We start from the raw sequence: 17957 nt of genomic DNA, 5'->3' as shown, positions 1-17957 counted from the left end.
CACATTGTGTTCCCTTTTTTAAAATAAAGATGTAAGCAATTGGAGGTTCATTATGAGTAAACCGAAATATAATCGTGTCGTTTTAAAGCTGAGTGGAGAAGCTTTAGCTGGCGAGCAAGGATTTGGAATTAACCCAGCTGTTATTAAATCAGTTGCGGAACAAGTGAAAGAAATTGCAGAACTTGATGTAGAGGTTGCTGTTGTTGTTGGTGGCGGTAACATTTGGCGTGGGAAAATTGGAAGTGAGATGGGCATGGATCGTGCAGGAGCAGATTACATGGGCATGTTAGCGACAGTTATGAATTCATTAGCTCTTCAAGATAGCTTGGAGAATATCGGAATTCAAACTCGCGTACAAACTTCAATTGAAATGCGTCAAGTGGCAGAGCCTTACATTCGTCGTAAAGCAGTTCGTCACTTAGAGAAGAAACGTGTTGTTATTTTTGCAGCAGGTACAGGTAATCCATACTTCTCTACAGATACAACAGCAGCATTACGTGCGGCAGAAATTGAAGCAGACGTAATTTTAATGGCGAAAAACAATGTAGATGGCGTATACAATGCGGACCCATCTATTGACCCAACAGCTACGAAATACGAAACGCTTACTTACTTAGATGTATTAAAAGAAGGTTTAGGTGTAATGGATTCTACAGCTTCTTCTCTATGTATGGATAACGATATTCCGTTAATTGTATTCTCAGTTATGGAAAAAGGTAATATTAAACGTGCCGTTTTAGGCGAAAATATCGGAACAGTTGTAAGGGGGAAATAAATATGGGACAACAAGTATTAAAGTCTTCAAATGAAAAAATGGAAAAAGCAGTTGCTGCTTATTCTCGTGAATTAGCAACAGTTCGCGCTGGCCGTGCAAGCGCGTCTGTATTAGATAAAGTACAAGTTGATTACTATGGTGCACCAACACCGGTTGTGCAATTAGCGAACATTACAGTTCCAGAAGCACGTTTACTTGTAATTCAACCGTATGACAAAACTTCTATTGGCGATATCGAAAAAGCAATTTTAAAAGCAGATTTAGGCTTAAACCCTTCTAATGACGGAACTGTAATTCGCATTGCGTTCCCTGCATTAACAGAAGAGCGTCGTCGTGATCTTGTAAAAGTTGTGAAAAAATATGCTGAAGAAGCGAAAGTTGCTGTTCGTAACGTACGTCGTGACGGTAACGATGATCTTAAGAAGCTTGAAAAAGCTGGCGAGATTACAGAAGATGATTTAAGAGGATATACTGAAGATATCCAAAAAGAAACAGATAAATATATTGCAAAAGTTGACGAAATCGCAAAAAACAAAGAAAAAGAAATCATGGAAGTGTAATAGCGATACTTTCGCAAATATGACCCTCTTCTTAAGGGGGTCTTTTTACACTTTTAGGCATACGTCTGCTTGCTGGAGGGTATGAATGATGTTTAAAAACTTTCCTTTTTTTAAAGGTAAAAAGGACACATCGTTTGATCATCTCGTTGAAGAAGTGAAAAAAGGATACATCCCAGAGCATATTGCCATCATTATGGATGGTAATGGAAGATGGGCAAAGAGGAGAGCGATGCCTCGTATTGCGGGACATCATGAAGGCATGCAAGTTGTAAAGAAAATCACAAAATTTGCAAGCAAACTTAATGTGAAAGTATTAACTCTTTATGCTTTTTCAACTGAGAACTGGAAAAGACCAAAAAAGGAAGTTGATTATTTAATGAAGCTTCCAGAAGAATTTTTAGGTACATTTTTACCAGAATTGATTGAAGAGAACGTACAAGTCCGAGTAATAGGGCAACAAGATCGTCTTCCTACGCATACACGCAGAGCGATGGAGAAGGCCATGGAAGAGACGAAAGAGAATACGGGATTAATTCTGAATTTCGCGTTAAACTATGGAAGTCGAGATGAAATCGTTTCTGCTGTGCAACATATGATGAAAGATCATGAGGAAGGAAAAGTTCGTGTTGAAGATGTAAGCGAAGAAATGCTTTCTTCCTACTTAATGACGAGTTCTTTACCTGACCCAGAGTTGTTAATCCGTACGAGCGGAGAGCTACGTATTAGTAATTTCATGTTATGGCAAATTGCATATTCGGAATTTTGGTTTACAGATGTGTATTGGCCAGATTTTACCGAGGAACATTTGCTAAATGCGATTACAGACTTTCAACATAGAGGGCGCAGATTCGGAGGCGTGTAGAAAGAGAGGGTTTGGTAGTGAAACAGAGAATTATTACTGGAGTGGTTGCTGCCGCGCTATTCATTCCCATCGTAATTTACGGTGGCGTGCCTTTTACGGTTTTAGTGTATGCACTTGCTTCTATAGGTTTATATGAATTAATTCGTATGAATAAGCTTACGCTTATTTCAGTGCCAACAGTTTTAGCTGCAGTATTATTATGGATTATTTTAATTCCAAGTAGTGCATCAGAACTGTTTACTTGGATTGGATTAGGTAAATTAGAAATCACATTTGTGATTGTTTTATTACTTTTATCATATACAGTCCTTTCTAAGAATACATTTACTTTTGACAATGCTTCGTTTTTACTAATGGCAACAACATATGTTGCAATGGGATTCTTATATTTGAATGAAACGAGAATTTTAGGAATTAAATATGTGTTTTGCGCATTATTTGTTATATGGGCTACTGATTCAGGCGCATATTTCGTAGGAAAAGCATTAGGAAAAAGAAAGTTATGGCCAGAAATTAGTCCAAATAAAACGATTGAAGGTTCATTAGGCGGCATCGTTTGTGGAATTATTGTAGCGCTTGTTTACAACATGTTTTTCCCAGTGGAATCGAATGTAGTAATTTTAATTGTGCTGACAATTATCATTTCTATTTTTGGACAAATTGGTGATTTAGTACAATCTGCATTTAAACGTCATTATGGCGTAAAAGATTCAGGTACAATTTTACCTGGACATGGTGGTATATTAGATCGAACAGATAGTTGGTTATTCGTTTTACCAATTCTCTACTTCTTATTACAATACAATTAATAAATGAACGAGGGGTTGGAGTCATGAAAAACATTAGTTTATTAGGTGCAAGCGGATCAATTGGTACACAAACTTTAGATGTATTACGCTCGCACCCAGACCAATTCCGTCTCGTTGCTTTTTCTGTAGGGAAAAATATTGACTACGCAGTAAAGGTCATTCAAGAATTTTCTCCGCAAATTGTCTCTGTGCAAAGAGAGGAAGATGTTTTAAAATTACAAGCTGTCTCTGGTAATACAAAAATTGTATATGGTAGTGAAGGACTTTTAGAAGTAGCATTACATCCAGATGCGGAGATCGTAGTAAATGCTGTTGTAGGTAGCGTAGGGTTGTTACCAACACTTCGTGCAATTGAGGCGAAAAAAACAATTGGAATTGCAAACAAAGAAACGTTAGTAACTGCAGGGCATCTTGTAATGGAAGCAGCGCGAAAACATAATGTTTCGTTACTTCCAGTAGACAGTGAACATTCAGCTATTTTTCAATGCTTGAATGGTGAAAATGAAAAAAGAATTTCTCGACTAATTATAACGGCTTCTGGTGGAAGTTTCCGTGATAAAACGAGAGATGCATTGCATCATGTGACCGTAGAAGATGCGCTTCGACATCCAAACTGGTCAATGGGTTCGAAAATTACAATTGATTCTGCTACAATGATGAATAAGGGGCTAGAAGTAATTGAAGCACATTGGCTTTTTGGTATCCCTTACGAGCAAATCGATGTTGTTTTACATAAAGAAAGTATTATTCATTCTATGGTTGAATTTGAAGATCGTAGTGTGATGGCACAGCTTGGCTCACCTGATATGCGAGTACCAATTCAATACGCACTTACATATCCTGATCGATTACCTCTTTCAGACACAAAGCAGTTAAATTTATGGGAAATGGGTACATTACATTTTGAGAAAATGAACCAAGAACGTTTCCGTTGCTTGCGCTTTGCGTATGAAGCTGGAAAAACAGGTGGAAGTATGCCAGCTGTAATGAATGCAGCGAATGAAGTAGCTGTTGAAGCTTTTTTACAAAAGCGAATTGGTTTCTTAACAGTGGAAGACCTCATTGAAAAAGCAATGAACCATCACAATGTCATTGCACGTCCGAGCTTAGAGGAAATTCTGGAAATTGATGCAACCACAAGACGGTTTGTGATGGAACAAATTTAGCAAAGGTGGTATGGAATTGAATACAGCGATTGCCTTTATATTAATTTTCGGTGCACTCGTATTTTTCCATGAGCTAGGGCATCTATATTTCGCAAAAAGAGCAGGTATTTTATGCCGTGAGTTTGCGATTGGTTTTGGTCCGAAAATATTCTCATTTGAAAAGAATGAAACGGTGTATACGATTCGATTACTGCCCCTTGGTGGCTATGTAAGAATGGCTGGCGAGGATGCAGATACAGTCGAGTTAAAGCCTGGGAAAAAGGTTGGCCTTGTATTAAACGAAAAAGACGAAGTTGTAAAATTAGTTTTTGATGGATATGAAAAGTATCCAAATGTTCGAGTTATTGAAGTCGAACAAGCTGATTTAGAGCATAATTTAACAATTTCGGGTTATGAAGAGTACGAGGAAGAGCTTCAAACATTCCGAGTGAATGAGAAGGCTCGTATTATTACTGCCGGTGAAGAAATTCAAATTGCTCCGTATAATAGACAGTTTGGCTCTAAGAAATTAGGTCAACGTGCTTTAACGATCTTTGCAGGTCCTGCAATGAACTTCATTTTAGCATTTGTTATTTTTGTGATTCTTGGATTTGTACAAGGTGTTCCTGTTGACAAACCAATGGTCGGAAAAGTGATGGAGAATAGTGCAGCAGAGCAAGCTGGATTAAAAGAAAATGATACAATTCAAGCTATTGATGGGAAAAACACAAGTACATGGAAAGATGTTGTTACCATTGTACGTGAAAATCCGAATAAAGAAATTACGTTACAAGTAAAGCGTGATAGTGAACAGTTTAATGTGAAAGTAACGCCAACGCTTGATAAAGAAGGTAAAGAAGAAGTTGGTAGAATCGGTGTTTATTCTCCTGTAGAGAAAACAGTGATAGGTTCTATTAAATCAGGTTTTGAACAAACATACCAATGGACGAAACTAATTTTTGAGTCTCTTGTGAAATTAGTAACGGGCCAATTCTCTATTAATGAGTTGTCAGGTCCAGTAGGAATTTATAATCTAACAGATCAAGTTGTAGATTATGGATTTACGCGTGTATTAAGTTTAGCAGCCGTTTTAAGTATTAACCTTGGTTTATTTAATTTACTACCGGTTCCTGCTTTAGACGGTGGACGTTTGTTCTTCTTCTTAATTGAAGCATTGCGTGGGAAACCAATTGACCGTCAAAAAGAAGGAATGGTTCACTTTATTGGTTTTGCATTATTAATGTTACTTATGTTAGTAGTAACTTGGAATGACATTCGTAAGTTTTTCTTGTAAAATAAAGTGAAACTTATAATGAAATAGAGCTCGTAGAATAAAATCCCTCACCTAACTCGAGGTGAGGGGTTTTCCTGCGTATAAGAGTAAAATGAAGAGGTGCGAATAAATGAAACAAAGTATGGTATTTAGTCCTACATTACGTGAAGTTCCAGCTGATGCTGAAATTAAGAGTCATCAGTTATTACTTCGTGCAGGTTTTATGCGTCAAAATGCTTCTGGTATTTATAGCTTTTTACCATTTGGATTAAAAGTGCTACACAAAGTAGAACGAATCGTTCGAGAAGAAATGGAGCGCGCAGGTGCTGTAGAATTATTAATGCCAGCGATGCAAGCTGCAGAATTATGGCAAGAGTCAGGTCGTTGGTATTCTTACGGATCTGAATTAATGCGTATGAAAGATCGTAACGCTCGTGAATTTGCATTAGGAGCGACACATGAAGAAGTAATTACGGATCTTGTACGTGATGAAGTGAAATCATATAAAAAATTACCGTTAACATTATATCAAATTCAAACAAAATTCCGTGATGAACAAAGACCTCGTTTCGGTTTATTACGTGGAAGAGAGTTTCTAATGAAAGATGCATACTCTTTCCATGCTACACAAGAGAGCTTAGATGAAGTGTACGATCGCTTATACAAAGCATACTCTAACATTTTCGCTCGTTGTGGCTTGAATTTCCGTGCGGTTATTGCTGATTCAGGAGCAATGGGTGGAAAAGATACACATGAATTTATGGTATTATCTGATGTTGGTGAAGATACAATTGCATACTCTGATACATCTGATTATGCAGCGAACATCGAAATGGCTCCTGTTGTAGCTACGTATACGAAGAGTGACGAAGCAGAAAAAGCGCTTGAAAAAGTAGCAACACCAGACCAAAAAGCAATTGAAGAAGTATCTGCCTTCTTAAACATCGAAGCTGAAAAGTGCATTAAGTCTATGGTATTTAAAGTAGATGAGAAATTAGTAGTTGTACTTGTTCGTGGTGATCATGAAGTAAACGATGTAAAAGTGAAAAATGTATACGGTGCTTCAGTTGTTGAGCTTGCCTCTCATGAAGAAGTAAAAGAATTATTAAATTGTGAAGTTGGTTCATTAGGTCCGATTGGTGTAACAGGTGATATCGAAATTATCGCTGATCACGCTGTAGCAGCAATTGTCAACGGATGTTCAGGAGCGAACGAAGAAGGGTTCCATTATGTAAATGTAAATCCAGAACGTGACTTTAAAGTAAGTCAATATACGGATTTACGATTCATTCAAGAAGGAGACCAATCTCCAGACGGAAACGGAACGATTCTTTTCGCACGCGGAATTGAAGTTGGTCATGTATTCAAATTAGGAACTCGTTATAGTGAAGCAATGAATGCAACATTCCTAGATGAAAACGGAAAAACACAACCACTTATTATGGGTTGTTACGGCATTGGTGTGTCTCGTACAGTGGCAGCAATTGCAGAGCAGTTTAATGATGAGAACGGTTTAGTTTGGCCAAAAGCTGTTGCACCGTTCCATGTGCATGTAATTCCAGTAAATATGAAATCTGATGCACAACGTGAAATGGGTGAAAACATCTATAACTCATTACAAGAGCAAGGATATGAAGTATTACTAGATGATCGTGCAGAACGTGCAGGCGTTAAATTTGCTGATGCTGATTTATTCGGCCTTCCAGTTCGCGTGACAGTTGGTAAAAAAGCAGACGAAGGTATTGTAGAAGTGAAAGTACGTGCTACAGGTGAGTCTGAAGAAGTGAAAGTAGAAGAGCTTCAAACATATATTGCTAATATTTTAAAATAAGAAGAGGTACCTCATAATGAGGTACCTTCTCTTTCTTTGTAAACGTATTTTGTAAAAGAAGAAGGGAGAAATCTTTCTTTGTAGTACGTTTCAATTTATAATAGCAAATGGAAGGAGAGTGCTTATGTCTTTAACAAATGAACAACAAGAGCGATTTCAAATTTTGCTCCAGCAGTTGCAAATACCAGAAGACCTTATAAATCAATATTTACAAGGCGGCGGCATTGAAAAGTTAGTTATTGATAAAGCGAATAAAAGTTGGCATTTTGATTTACAAGTGCCACGTATTTTGCCTACAGAATTATATGAATTGCTAGAAACAAAGCTTAAGCAATCATTTTCTCATATTGCAAGAACAACATTTGCATTAGAAACAGAGAACAAACAATTTACTGAAGAAGAAGTGAGGGCGTATTGGCCACTTTGTACGGAACGAATTACATTTTCACCTATGTTTGCTTATTTAAAGAAGCAGCTTCCGCAGGTCAATGGAGTGAAGTTACTTATAAATGTGAATAATGAGCTGGAATCTACGGCTTTAAAGAAAAACGTTGCGAAGCCAGTAGGGGATCAATACGAGGCTTTTGGATTCCCGCGTTTCCAGTTAGACACACATATACAGCAAAATACAGAAGAAATGCAAAAGTTTCGTGAGCAAACGCAGCAAGAAGACCGCGAGCGTGTTATACAAGCTATGGAAGAAATGGCGAAGAAGCAAGCTGAAGAAAGCAGCGTTGTGCATGAAGGGCCGATCACACTCGGGTATCTTATTAAGCCAGATGAAGAGATTACACCGATGCGAGAAATTCAAGATGAAGAAAGAAGAAAAACAGTTCAAGGATATGTCTTCCATGTGGAAACGAAAGAGCTTCGTAGTGGGCGTACGTTATTAACTTTAAAAATAACGGATTATACAGATTCGATTATGATCAAAATGTTCTCACGTGATAAAGAAGATATTCCAATGCTACAATCCTTGAAAAAGGGAATGTGGGTGAAGGCTCGTGGTTCTGTTCAAAATGATACATTTGTTCGAGATTTAGTAATGATTGCAAATGATATTAATGAAATAACAGGACCGTCTCGTAAAGATAAAGCCCCAGAAGGCGAAAAACGTGTAGAGCTGCATCTTCACACGCCAATGAGTCAAATGGATGCTGTTACTCCTGTTTCTAGACTTGTTGCCCAAGCAGGTAAATGGGGACATGAGGCGATTGCGATTACAGACCATGCTGTGGCTCAGTCGTTCCCGGAAGCATATTCTGCGGGGAAAAAGGCTGGAGTTAAAGTTATATACGGTGTAGAAGCGAATTTAGTTAATGACGGTGTACCAATAGCGTATAACGAAGCGCATCGTTTACTTGCAGAGGAAACGTATGTTGTTTTTGACGTTGAGACGACAGGTTTATCAGCTGTATACGATACAGTTATTGAGTTAGCTGCTGTAAAAGTAAAAGGTGGCGAAATAATTGACCGCTTTGAATCTTTTGCAAATCCGCATCAACCATTATCGGCAACGATCATTGAATTAACAGGTATTACAGATGATATGTTAACCGACGCACCAGAAGTAGACGAAGTATTTAAAAAGTTTGAAGAATGGATGGGCGACCATACACTTGTTGCTCATAACGCAAGTTTCGATATGGGCTTCATTAACGTAGGTTTTAAAAAGGCGGGGTTAGAAAAAACGAATAACCCAGTAATTGATACGTTAGAACTTGCACGATTCCTATTCCCGGAAATGAAAAATCATCGATTAAATACGTTGTGTAAAAAGATGGACATTGAATTAACTCAGCATCACCGTGCGATTTATGATACAGAAGCAACGGGATACTTACTAGTAAAAATGTTAAAAGATGTGATTGAAAAAGGGTTTGAATATCATGACCAATTAAATGATAGCATGGGACAAGGAGATGCGTATAAGCGCGGGCGTCCAAGTCATATGACATTACTTGCTACATCAGATGTTGGATTAAAAAATTTATATAAACTTGTTTCATATTCTCACCTGAATTATTTTTACCGTGTACCACGTGTACCGAGATCACTATTAAAAAAATATCGTGAAGGAATTTTAGTAGGAACGGCTTGTGATAAAGGTGAAGTATTTGAGGCGATGATGCAAAAAGCTCCTGAAGAGGTAGAAGAAATTGCACAGTTCTATGATTACATTGAAGTAATGCCACCAGAAGTGCTACGTCATTTGGTAGAGCGTGAACTCGTTCGAGATGAAGGGCAATTAAAAACAATTATTTCGAACTTAGTAAAACTAGGTGAGACGTTAGATAAACCAGTTGTTGCTACCGGAAACGTACATTATTTAAATCCAGAAGATGCAATGTATCGTAAAATTTTAGTTAGTTCACAAGGTGGAGCAAATCCGTTAAACCGACATTCATTACCACCTGTACATTTCCGTACAACAGATGAAATGTTAGAGTGTTTCTCATTCTTAGGTGAAGACGTAGCGAAAGAAATTGTCGTAACGAATACACAAAAGATTGCATCATTAATTGGCGATGTTCATCCAGTAAAAGATGATCTATATACACCGAAAATTGAAGGTGCAGATGATGAAACACGTGATATGAGTTATAAAATGGCGCGTAGCATTTATGGTGAAGAGTTACCTGAAATTGTAGAAGCGCGTTTAGAAAAAGAATTAAAAAGTATTATTGGACATGGATTCGCCGTAATTTATTTAATTTCACATAAGCTGGTGAAAAAATCGTTAGTAGACGGATATCTAGTAGGTTCGCGTGGGTCGGTAGGTTCATCATTCGTTGCAACGATGATGGAAATTACAGAAGTAAACCCTTTACCACCACACTATGTATGTCCGAAGTGTAAGCAATCAGAATTCTTTAATGATGGTTCTGTAGGGTCTGGTTTCGACTTACCGGATAAAGAATGTCCAACTTGTAATATTCCATATGTAAAAGATGGACATGACATTCCGTTCGAAACGTTCCTTGGATTTAAAGGAGATAAGGTACCCGATATCGATTTGAACTTCTCTGGGGAATACCAACCACGTGCCCATAACTATACGAAAGTACTGTTCGGTGAAGATTATGTATATCGTGCGGGAACGATTGGTACAGTTGCGGAAAAAACTGCTTATGGATATGTAAAAGGTTATGCAAATGATCATAACTTAACGATTCGAAATGCAGAAATTGACCGCTTAGTAGCAGGATGTACCGGTGTAAAACGTACAACAGGACAGCATCCAGGTGGTATTATCGTTGTGCCAGATTACATGGACATTTTTGATTTCTCACCAATACAGTATCCAGCAGATTCAATAGGGGCTGAGTGGAGAACAACACACTTTGACTTCCACTCTATTCATGATAATTTATTGAAACTTGATATACTAGGGCACGATGATCCGACAGTTATTCGTATGTTACAAGATTTAAGTGGTATTGATCCGAAAACAATTCCAACGGACGATCCAGAAGTAATGAAAATTTTCTCAGGGCCAGAATCGTTAGGTGTAACGGAAGAACAAATTAACTGTAAAACAGGTACACTTGGTATACCAGAGTTTGGTACGAAATTCGTAAGACAGATGTTAGAAGAGACGAAACCTACGACATTCTCAGAGTTAGTCCAAATTTCTGGATTATCACATGGTACGGACGTATGGCTAGGTAATGCAAACGAGTTAATTTATAACGGTACATGTACGCTGAGTGAAGTTATCGGTTGTCGTGATGACATCATGGTATATTTAATCTATCAAGGTTTAGACCCATCATTAGCTTTCAAAATCATGGAGTCAGTACGTAAAGGTAAAGGTGTACCAGAAGAATGGGAAGAGGACATGAAAAGTAATAATGTACCAGGTTGGTATATTGATTCATGTAAGAAGATTAAGTACATGTTCCCTAAAGCCCATGCGGCTGCATATGTACTTATGGCTGTGCGTATTGCGTACTTTAAAGTACATTTCGCGCTTCTATTCTATGCGGCATACTTTACGGTTCGTGCAGATGACTTTGACGTAGAAGCGATGGCGAAAGGTTCAGCATCTATACGTGCAAGAATTGATGAAATTGCGCAAAAAGGTTTAGATGCAGCGCCGAAAGAGAAGAGTTTATTAACAGTATTAGAAATGACACTTGAAATGTGTGAACGTGGATACTCATTCCAAAAGGTTGATTTGTATCGTTCACATGCAACAGACTTTATTATTGATGGAGACTCATTAATTCCTCCATTTAATGCGGTACCTGGTCTTGGTACGAACGCCGCTTTAAGTATTGTGGAAGCTCGCAAGAATGGAGACTTCTTATCAAAAGAAGACTTGCAGCAGCGTAGTAAGGTTTCGAAAACAATTATTGAGTACTTAGATAGTCAAGGTTGTTTAGGTGATTTGCCGGACCAAAACCAGTTATCACTGTTCTAATAGGTAGGAAAAGTCTTTGCAAATCAACATTTGCTATGGTATACTATTAACCGAGATAACCATGTCATGTATATTGTGTGAAAAAAAGAGTGGGGAAACCCACTCTTTCGTGTTACTATCTACATTTTATTGATGTGGAGAGGTAAGAAATTTCTGTCGTATATACATATTTTGTTACAAGTTTTACTTCTTAAATTTGGTAATACTAAGACAGATATTCCCTGCTTAACGGCAGGGGCTTTTGTTAGCTAACGAGAAAGAATAAGATAGACCGTTCTATGGGCGGGGTCTTTTCTTGTAAATGGTACATGGCGGCAGGAAGGAGGCTGTTTATGGATAAGAAAGTCACAGAAGTTGTAGAAGCATTTGCGCAGCCAATCGTTGAAGAGTTAAATCTTGAACTTGTAGATGTAGAGTATGTGAAAGAAGGACAAGACTGGTTCTTACGCGTATTCATCGATTCTGAAAAGGGAGTCGACATTGAAGAATGCGGTGCGGTGAGTGAACGTTTAAGCGAAGCTTTAGATAAAGAGGATCCAATTCCTCATCTTTACTTTTTGGATGTGTCATCTCCTGGAGCAGAACGCCCATTAAAGAAAGAGAAAGACTTCCAGCAAGCGGTAGGAAAACAAGTGGCAATTAAAACATATGAGCCGATTGATGGTGAAAAGATGTTTGAAGGAAAAATGCTTTCCTACGATGGTACTACAATTACACTATTATTAACAATTAAAACACGTAAAAAAGAAATCCAAATTCCAATGGACAAAGTTGCAAATGCGCGACTTGCTGTTACGTTTTAGTTAGAAGGGGGATCTTCATGAGCACTGAGTTGTTAGATGCCTTGCTCGTATTAGAGTCAGAAAAAGGAATTAGCAAAGATATTATTATTGATGCGATTGAAGCAGCGTTAATCTCTGCTTATAAACGCAATTTTAACCAAGCACAAAACGTTCGTGTGAGCTTTAACCCACAAGTGGGAACAATCCAAGTTTTAGCACGTAAAGACGTTGTTGATAATGTGTTTGATCCACGTCTTGAAATTTCTGTTGAAGAAGCAAGACAAATTAATCCAAACTATCAAGATGGTGACGTACTAGAAATTGAAGTAACACCAAAAGATTTCGGTCGTATTGCAGCACAAACTGCAAAACAAGTTGTAACACAACGAGTGCGTGAAGCAGAGCGTGGTGTTATTTACTCTGAGTTTAGTGATCGTGAAGAAGATATCATGGTTGGTATCGTACAACGTCAAGATGCTCGTTTCATCTATGTAAGCTTAGGGAAAGTAGAAGCTTTATTACCTGTAAGTGAGCAAATGCCGAACGAACAGTACAAACCACATGATCGTATTCGCGTATTCATTACAAAAGTAGAAAAAACAACAAAAGGACCACAAATTTACGTATCACGTACACATCCTGGTCTTTTAAAACGTTTATTCGAAATGGAAGTTCCTGAAATTTATGATGGAACGGTTGAAATTCGTTCTGTAGCACGTGAAGCAGGAGATCGTTCTAAAATCTCTGTACATGCAGAGAACATTGATGTTGATCCAGTAGGTTCTTGTGTAGGACCGAAAGGACAACGTGTACAACGCATTGTAGACGAACTAAAAGGTGAAAAGATTGACATCGTTCGCTGGTCAAATGATCCAGTAGAATATGTTGCCAATGCTTTAAGCCCATCACAAGTTGTTAAAGTACTTGTAGACGAAGAAGAGAAAGCAACAACTGTTGTTGTTCCAGACCACCAACTGTCATTAGCTATCGGTAAACGTGGACAAAATGCACGTCTTGCAGCTAAATTAACAGGTTGGAAAATTGATATTAAGAGTGAGTCTGATGCGAAACAACTTGGTATTGTAACAGAAGAAGATAGCGTAGTCGCATTCGGATTCGATTCAGTTGAAGACGAAATCGAATAGAGGTGATGAGTATGAGCAATCGAAAAGTTCCGTTACGAAAATGTGTTGCAACGCAAGAAATGAAATCAAAACGAGAGCTCGTTCGCATTGTTCGTTCCAAAGAGGGAGAAGTGTCTATTGATTTAACTGGAAAGAAATCAGGACGAGGTGCTTATTTATCAAAAGATAAAGAGAGCATTCTTCAAGCTCAAAAGAAAAATGTTTTGGAACATCATCTAAAAGCGAAAATCGACAGTTCTCTTTATGAAGAGCTTCTTGAGCTTGTTGAGAAGGAGTCGAAATAAGTGTCCGATTGGAAATCGTTTTTAGGACTAGCAAACCGGGCTCGAAAAATTATTTCGGGTGAAGAACTCGTTTTAAAGGAAGTACGAAGTGGCAAAGCAAAACTTGTGTTGCTATCTGAAGATGCGTCAGTAAATACTACAAAGCGTATCACAGATAAAACGACGTACTACAACGTACCAATGAGAAAGGTCGAAAATCGACAACAATTAGGGCATGCGATTGGGAGAGATGAGCGAGTCGTTGTAGCTGTGTTAGATGAGGGCTTTGCGAAAAAGCTGCGTAGCATGCTCGATACAAATTACCGGGGGTGAAGGTATGAGTAAAATTCGAGTGCATGAATATGCGAAAAAACATAATATCTCAAGTAAAGATCTTATGACAAAACTAAAAGAAATGAATATCGAGGTTTCGAATCATATGACAATGTTAGACGATGAAGTAGTAAACAAATTAGATAATGAGTATCAAGCTGAAAAACCTTCTGTTGCAGATGAGTTTGAAGTAGAAGAAAAAGTTGTTCGTAGTAAAAAGAACAGCAATAAGAAAAAGAAAAAAGGCAAAGGAAACGAAGACAAGCGTCAAGAGAACTTTGCTGGAAGACAACAAACACAAACTGTAGAAACACCAGATAAAATTACTTTCTCTGGAAGCCTTACAGTAGGTGATCTTGCTAAGAAATTAAGCAAAGAGCCATCTGAAATTATTAAGAAGCTCTTCATGCTTGGAATTATGGCAACAATTAACCAAGACTTAGACAAAGACACAATTGAGTTAATTGCTAACGACTACGGTATTGAAGTAGAAGAAGAAGTAATTGTCAGCGAGACTGAGTTTGAAACATTTATCGATGAGCAAGATGATGAAGAGAACTTAAAAGAGCGTCCAGCTGTAGTTACAATCATGGGACACGTTGACCATGGTAAAACAACATTACTTGACTCTATCCGTAACTCTAAAGTAACTGCTGGCGAAGCAGGTGGAATTACTCAGCATATTGGTGCATACCAAGTTGAAGTAAATGACAAGAAGATTACATTCTTAGATACACCTGGTCACGCGGCGTTTACAACGATGCGTGCTCGTGGTGCACAAGTAACGGATATTACAATCCTTGTTGTTGCAGCTGATGACGGTGTTATGCCACAAACAGTTGAAGCAATTAACCATGCGAAAGCAGCAGGAGTACCAATTATCGTTGCTGTGAATAAAATGGATAAACCAGCTGCGAATCCTGATCGCGTAATGCAAGAACTAACAGAATATGAATTAGTTCCAGAAGCATGGGGTGGAGATACAATCTTCGTACCAATCTCAGCGATTCAAGGCGAAGGAATTGACAACTTACTAGAAATGATTCTTCTTGTAAGTGAAGTAGAAGAATATAAAGCAAATCCAAACCGCTATGCAACTGGTACTGTAATTGAAGCACAGCTTGATAAAGGTAAAGGAACTATCGCGACATTACTTGTTCAAAACGGTACGCTTCGAGTTGGAGACCCAATCGTTGTTGGTACTTCATTCGGACGTGTTCGTGCAATGGTAAGTGATATTGGTCGTCGTGTAAAAGTTGCTGGTCCATCAACTCCTGTTGAAATTACAGGTTTAAACGAAGTACCACAAGCGGGAGATCGTTTCATGGCATTCGCTGATGAGAAGAAAGCTCGTCAAATCGGTGAATCACGTGCACAAGAAGCGTTACTTGCTCAACGTGGTGAAAAATCTAAATTAAGCCTTGAAGATTTATTCCAACAAATCCAAGAGGGCGATGTAAAAGAAATTAACTTAATTGTGAAAGCAGACGTACAAGGTTCTGTAGAAGCAATGGCAGCATCACTACGTAAAATTGATGTTGAAGGTGTTAAAGTTAAAATTATCCATACAGGTGTAGGTGCGATTACAGAATCTGATATCATTTTAGCTTCTGCATCTAATGCAATTGTAATTGGATTTAACGTACGCCCAGATGTGAATGCGAAGCGTACAGCTGAATTAGAGAACGTTGATATTCGTTTACACCGCATTATTTATAAAGTAATCGAAGAGATCGAAGCAGCGATGCAAGGTATGTTAGATCCAGAATTCGAAGAAAAAGTAATCGGTCAAGCAGAAGTACGTCAAACGTTTAAAGTAACAAAAGTTGGAACAATCGCAGGTTGCTACGTAACAGACGGTAAAATTACACGTGATAGTGGCGTGCGTATTATCCGTGATGGCGTAGTAATTTTCGAAGGACAACTTGATACGTTAAAACGTTTCAAAGACGACGTAAAAGAAGTTGCACAAAACTATGAGTGTGGTATTACAATTGAGCGATATAATGATCTTAAAGAAGGGGACATTATTGAAGCATACATTATGGAAGAAGTGAAGCGATGATAATCGCTTCACTCTCATTCGAGTGTATGATTTACGATGTGCATTCTTTAAAAGAGAAACGAGCAATTTTGCAACGGGTGCTAACTCGAGTGAAGCAGCGTTATAACGTAGCTGTTTCAGAAGTGGGGCATCAAGATGTATGGCAACGTACGGAAATTGCAATTGTTTCTGTATCCTCTAATCGTGTTATTTGTGAAAAAGAAATGAATCGTGTACTTGAGTACATCGATTCATTTCCTGAAATTGAACGTACGATAACACAATTGGAATGGTATTGAATGAGGTGAAGAGTTATGAAATTACGTGCAAACCGTGTAGGCGAGCAAATGAAAAAAGAATTAGGCGACATCATCAGTCGTAAAATTAAAGATCCACGTGTCGGATTTGTTACTGTAACAGATGTACAAGTGAGTGGAGATTTACAAATTGCTACAGTGTATATTTCTGTTTTAGGTGATGAAGAACAGAAAGAAAGTACACTAAAAGGTTTAGCGAAGGCAAAAGGCTTCATTCGTTCAGAAATTGGCCAACGTATTCGTCTTCGTAAAACGCCTGAAATTTCCTTTGAATTTGATGAATCTATCGGATATGGTCATCGAATTGATACACTTTTACATGAAATTAATAAAGAAGGTAAACGTGAAGAATAATGGATAGACATTTGTCTATCCATTTTTTCAATGTAAAATAAGTTTTAGGTAATGATTATGAAAGAATTACGATGAGGTGAACATATATGGAAGGTGTAGTATTATTACATAAGCCAAAAGGCATGACATCACACGATTGTGTATTTAAATTAAGAAAGATATTGCGTGAAAAACGAATTGGTCATACGGGAACATTAGATCCGGATGTAACAGGAGTATTGCCTATTTGTGTTGGACGAGCAACAAAGATTGCACAATTTTTAACAAGTGAAACGAAAACATATGAAGGCGAAGTGACATTAGGATTTTCAACAACAACTGAAGATGCTTCTGGTGAAGTTGTGGAAACGAAACATGTAGATCGTGTTATTACTCGTAAAGAAGTGGAAGAGGTTCTTGCGGCATTAACAGGTACGATTGAGCAAATGCCTCCGATGTTTTCGGCTGTAAAAGTTAACGGGAAAAAATTATATGAATATGCAAGAGCAGGACAAGAGGTTGAACGTCCAGTTCGTACAATTACAATTCATGAATTTGTATTATTAGATGACCGTGAAGTGTTTGAAGGAGAAAATATTTCATTCCGTTTCCGTGTAACTTGTAGTAAAGGAACATATGTAAGAACATTAGCGGTAATGATTGGTGAAAAACTTGGTTTTCCATCACATATGTCTCACCTTGTAAGAACGGCTTCTGGTGAATTTTTATTAGAAGATTGCATATCATTTGAAGAAATTGAAGAAAACGTGCAAAATGGAACAGTAGAGTCTATCTTCATTTCAATTGATGAAGCATTAAGTAAGTTCCCGAAAATGGTTGTAGATGAAAAGCAAGCAGAAAAAATAAAAAATGGTATGTTCTTAAAAAATGAATTGCAAATAACGGCGCCATTTATAACAGTGTTTGATAAAAACGATCGTTGCCTTGCAATTTATGAGCACCATCCAAAACACCCTGGTATGCTAAAGCCGATGAAAGTACTTGTGAATAATCAAGAACTAAAGCTATAATGAATTATTGGAAGGATTATTACAGAAA

16 protein-coding genes are annotated in these 17957 nt (G+C 37.8%); all 16 read left to right on the top strand.

The genetic code is table 11. The features are described 5' to 3' along the window. Positions 1 to 52 precede the first annotated feature (52 nt). The 16 genes from pyrH (at position 53) to truB (ending at position 17929) form a co-directional block, all read left to right on the top strand. Positions 53 to 775: a UMP kinase gene (gene pyrH / locus EKQ63_RS20370; RefSeq protein WP_000042663.1), complete on the top strand. Its 723-nt coding sequence runs from the start codon at positions 53 to 55 to the stop codon at positions 773 to 775. A 2-nt stretch (positions 776 to 777) separates the two neighbouring features. Continuing rightward, complete coding sequence (gene frr / locus EKQ63_RS20365; RefSeq protein ID WP_000531503.1) at positions 778 to 1335, top strand: ribosome recycling factor; 558 nt, start codon at positions 778 to 780, stop codon at positions 1333 to 1335. 85 nt (positions 1336 to 1420) lie between these two features. After that, complete coding sequence (gene uppS, locus EKQ63_RS20360; RefSeq protein WP_046198502.1) at positions 1421 to 2197, top strand: undecaprenyl pyrophosphate synthase; 777 nt, start codon at positions 1421 to 1423, stop codon at positions 2195 to 2197. Positions 2198 to 2214: 17 nt separating this feature from the next. Beyond that, positions 2215 to 3006: a phosphatidate cytidylyltransferase gene (gene cdsA / locus EKQ63_RS20355; RefSeq protein ID WP_000813584.1), complete on the top strand. Its 792-nt coding sequence runs from the start codon at positions 2215 to 2217 to the stop codon at positions 3004 to 3006. A 23-nt stretch (positions 3007 to 3029) separates the two neighbouring features. After that, entirely contained in the window at positions 3030 to 4172 is a 1143-nt protein-coding gene (gene dxr, locus EKQ63_RS20350; protein WP_087954499.1) for a 1-deoxy-D-xylulose-5-phosphate reductoisomerase, read from the top strand. 16 nt (positions 4173 to 4188) lie between these two features. Beyond that, positions 4189 to 5445, top strand: coding sequence for an RIP metalloprotease RseP (gene rseP, locus EKQ63_RS20345; RefSeq protein WP_139866977.1), 1257 nt, complete (start codon positions 4189 to 4191; stop codon positions 5443 to 5445). 109 nt (positions 5446 to 5554) lie between these two features. Beyond that, on the top strand, positions 5555 to 7255 hold the full coding sequence (locus tag EKQ63_RS20340; RefSeq protein ID WP_087954501.1) for a proline--tRNA ligase: 1701 nt from the start codon (positions 5555 to 5557) through the stop codon (positions 7253 to 7255). A gap of 124 nt (positions 7256 to 7379) precedes the next feature. Continuing rightward, complete coding sequence (locus EKQ63_RS20335; protein WP_087954502.1) at positions 7380 to 11681, top strand: PolC-type DNA polymerase III; 4302 nt, start codon at positions 7380 to 7382, stop codon at positions 11679 to 11681. Positions 11682 to 12013: 332 nt separating this feature from the next. Then, entirely contained in the window at positions 12014 to 12484 is a 471-nt protein-coding gene (gene rimP, locus EKQ63_RS20330) for a ribosome maturation factor RimP (protein WP_000359097.1), read from the top strand. Positions 12485 to 12501: 17 nt separating this feature from the next. Next, positions 12502 to 13608, top strand: a complete 1107-nt coding sequence (gene nusA, locus EKQ63_RS20325; protein ID WP_000102609.1) for a transcription termination factor NusA — start codon at positions 12502 to 12504, stop codon at positions 13606 to 13608. 11 nt (positions 13609 to 13619) lie between these two features. After that, a complete protein-coding gene (rnpM, locus tag EKQ63_RS20320) occupies positions 13620 to 13892 on the top strand; it encodes an RNase P modulator RnpM (protein WP_000071128.1) in 273 nt (90 codons plus the stop codon). Next, positions 13893 to 14204, top strand: coding sequence for a YlxQ family RNA-binding protein (locus tag EKQ63_RS20315; RefSeq protein ID WP_001286523.1), 312 nt, complete (start codon positions 13893 to 13895; stop codon positions 14202 to 14204). A 4-nt stretch (positions 14205 to 14208) separates the two neighbouring features. Then, positions 14209 to 16269 carry a translation initiation factor IF-2 gene (gene infB, locus EKQ63_RS20310; RefSeq protein ID WP_000036341.1) on the top strand — a complete coding sequence of 687 codons (2061 nt, stop codon included), beginning with the start codon at positions 14209 to 14211 and terminating at the stop codon, positions 16267 to 16269. Then, positions 16266 to 16547 carry a DUF503 domain-containing protein gene (locus tag EKQ63_RS20305; protein WP_000582364.1) on the top strand — a complete coding sequence of 94 codons (282 nt, stop codon included), beginning with the start codon at positions 16266 to 16268 and terminating at the stop codon, positions 16545 to 16547. The genes infB and EKQ63_RS20305 overlap by 4 nt, the downstream gene beginning before the upstream one ends. Positions 16548 to 16562: 15 nt before the next feature. Then, positions 16563 to 16919 (top strand): 30S ribosome-binding factor RbfA, encoded by a 357-nt coding sequence (gene rbfA / locus EKQ63_RS20300; RefSeq protein ID WP_000776443.1) that lies wholly within the window; start codon positions 16563 to 16565, stop codon positions 16917 to 16919. 86 nt (positions 16920 to 17005) lie between these two features. Continuing rightward, positions 17006 to 17929: a tRNA pseudouridine(55) synthase TruB gene (gene truB, locus EKQ63_RS20295; RefSeq protein WP_061131602.1), complete on the top strand. Its 924-nt coding sequence runs from the start codon at positions 17006 to 17008 to the stop codon at positions 17927 to 17929. Positions 17930 to 17957 lie beyond the last annotated feature (28 nt).

The organism is Bacillus sp. BD59S (assembly GCF_007363175.1).
In the GTDB taxonomy this organism is placed as follows: Bacteria; Bacillota; Bacilli; order Bacillales; family Bacillaceae_G; genus Bacillus_A; species Bacillus_A pacificus.
The sequence above is the reverse complement of the archived record's forward strand: the minus strand, read 5'-3'. Positions and strand labels throughout refer to the sequence as shown.